This window comes from Oleiphilus sp. HI0123, from assembly GCF_001635315.1.
In genome coordinates this window covers 1-1,739 of the sequence record NZ_LWGE01000309.1, presented here as the reverse complement: position 1 = coordinate 1,739, position 1,739 = coordinate 1, and the positions used below count along the sequence as shown (strand labels likewise).

Genomic DNA, 1,739 nt, shown 5'->3' with positions numbered 1-1,739 from the left:
AAACCTGGCTATATGTATCGACCCAACAACAATCCGGTAGTTGATTGGATGATTGAAAGTGGACGCCAGAGAAATGTTGATATTGAAAGCTTCCATAAAAGACAACTGAAAGAAATGATTCAGTTTATGAAAGAAGGCGGTGAAGTCTGGTATGCACCTGACCAGGATTTCGGCAAAAAGTGCGACCTTTTTGCTCCATTCTTTGGTATCGATGCCGCCTGTATATCGACTCCTAGCTGGATCGCTCGCGAATCTGGGGCAGCTGTCATCCATGTCTCGCAATACCGCCTCCCTAATGGCCGCTATGAAATCTACTTTTCTCCCATCCTTGAAAACTTTGGTGAAGACAATGAAGCCGATGCCAGAGCATGGAATAAGCTCTTAGAAGAGTCGATCCGAAGGCATCCTAGTCAGTATTTATGGCTACACAAGCGCTTTAAAACACGCCCCCCCGGTGAAGCTAAATTTTATTAGCACACAAACTTCGCTTACAGCGTCTTCGACGCTACTGCCATGCTCAACACGCACTGTTATAAAATCAACAATAAGCAAAGAATTCCTTACAGCTACGCCTGCCAGAGCAATTACATCTATCATTGTAGCTGCAGAAAAGCTTTGCCTGAGCAGCCAATGACTTGGAAAAACACCAATTAACCCCAGCGGAATAAATACCATCACCAAAAGGTGGGAGACGAAAGGATTAGTAACAAATACCTAGACAACATCAGAAGACGCAATTGATCAATAAACTACATATTCGGTTTGCGATTAATTCAGGAGCTTCATGCCAAACTTTACCGCTCGAAAAGACAGCCACACAAGCCTAGGGAAAACGCTGAGGAGACATAAAAGCTAAATTTGTATCGAAACTAGCTTTGCTTAAAGCACTTTTCGGAACTCAACTGATAAATCGCATATACTTAGCTACAAATTACGCTTTTTGAGAGACTCCATTGTCATCTTTTCTTGATTTACTATTGTACACCTCAAATATTACCTTACCCATTTTTATCATTGTATTTCTAGGGTGGTTCCTTCGACGAACAAGCTGGTTAACTGAAAGTTTCATCAATTCCGGCTCAAAACTCGTTTTCACCATCGCATTACCCGCTCTGTTATTTATCAAAGTACTGGAATCTGACCTATCAGCCGTTTTTGATACTAGGCAAGTTATGTTTGCTTTGCTTGTAACTGTAGCTGGATTCCTAGCCTGCTGGCGGCTAAGCGGCACGATGAAACTTCTACCAGAAAATAGAGGCGTTTTTGTACAAGGAGCCTTTCGTGGAAATATGGGTATCGTTGGCCTAGCACTTTGCATGAACATGTATGGCGATGAAGGTTTAGCTGTCGGCTCTATTCTACTGGCTTTTTTAACACTGCTTTATAATGTCCTGTCTGTCTTTGCGCTGACATTACCGTTCCATTCAGATAAACGTTTTGATTGGCTATCGATGGCAAAAGACATGGCGAAAAACCCGCTGATCATCGCCATTGTTACAGCACTTGTGCTTAACCTCCTGCAGTTAGAGCCACCAGCCATCATTATGAAAAGCGGCGAGTACTTTGCAAACATGACTTTGCCTCTAGCATTGATTTGCGTAGGCGGTTCGATCAAGTTAAATGAATTAAAAGATAGCAATCATCTTGCATTAAAAGCAACTTTACTGAAGCTTGTTGGATTGCCATTGCTGTTCACCCTTGCCGCCTTAGTGATGGGTTTTAAAGATTTAGCATTGGGT

2 protein-coding genes and 1 pseudogene are annotated in these 1,739 nt (G+C 42.4%); 2 read left to right on the top strand and 1 reads right to left on the bottom strand.

The features are described from left to right. Nucleotides 1–474, top strand: a pseudogene (locus tag A3761_RS02950) (lipid A biosynthesis acyltransferase); the annotation flags it as partial. Here the strand turns inward: A3761_RS02950 and A3761_RS28900 are convergent. Then, nucleotides 424–681 (bottom strand): efflux RND transporter permease subunit, encoded by a 258-nt coding sequence (locus tag A3761_RS28900; protein WP_197469648.1) that lies wholly within the window; start codon nucleotides 679–681, stop codon nucleotides 424–426. The pseudogene A3761_RS02950 and the gene A3761_RS28900 sit on opposite strands and share 51 nt — an antisense overlap. 272 nt (nucleotides 682–953) lie before the next feature. Here A3761_RS28900 and A3761_RS02945 point away from each other — a divergent pair. Next, on the top strand, nucleotides 954–1,739 hold a 786-nt coding region (locus A3761_RS02945; protein ID WP_068749786.1), incomplete at its 3' end, for an AEC family transporter.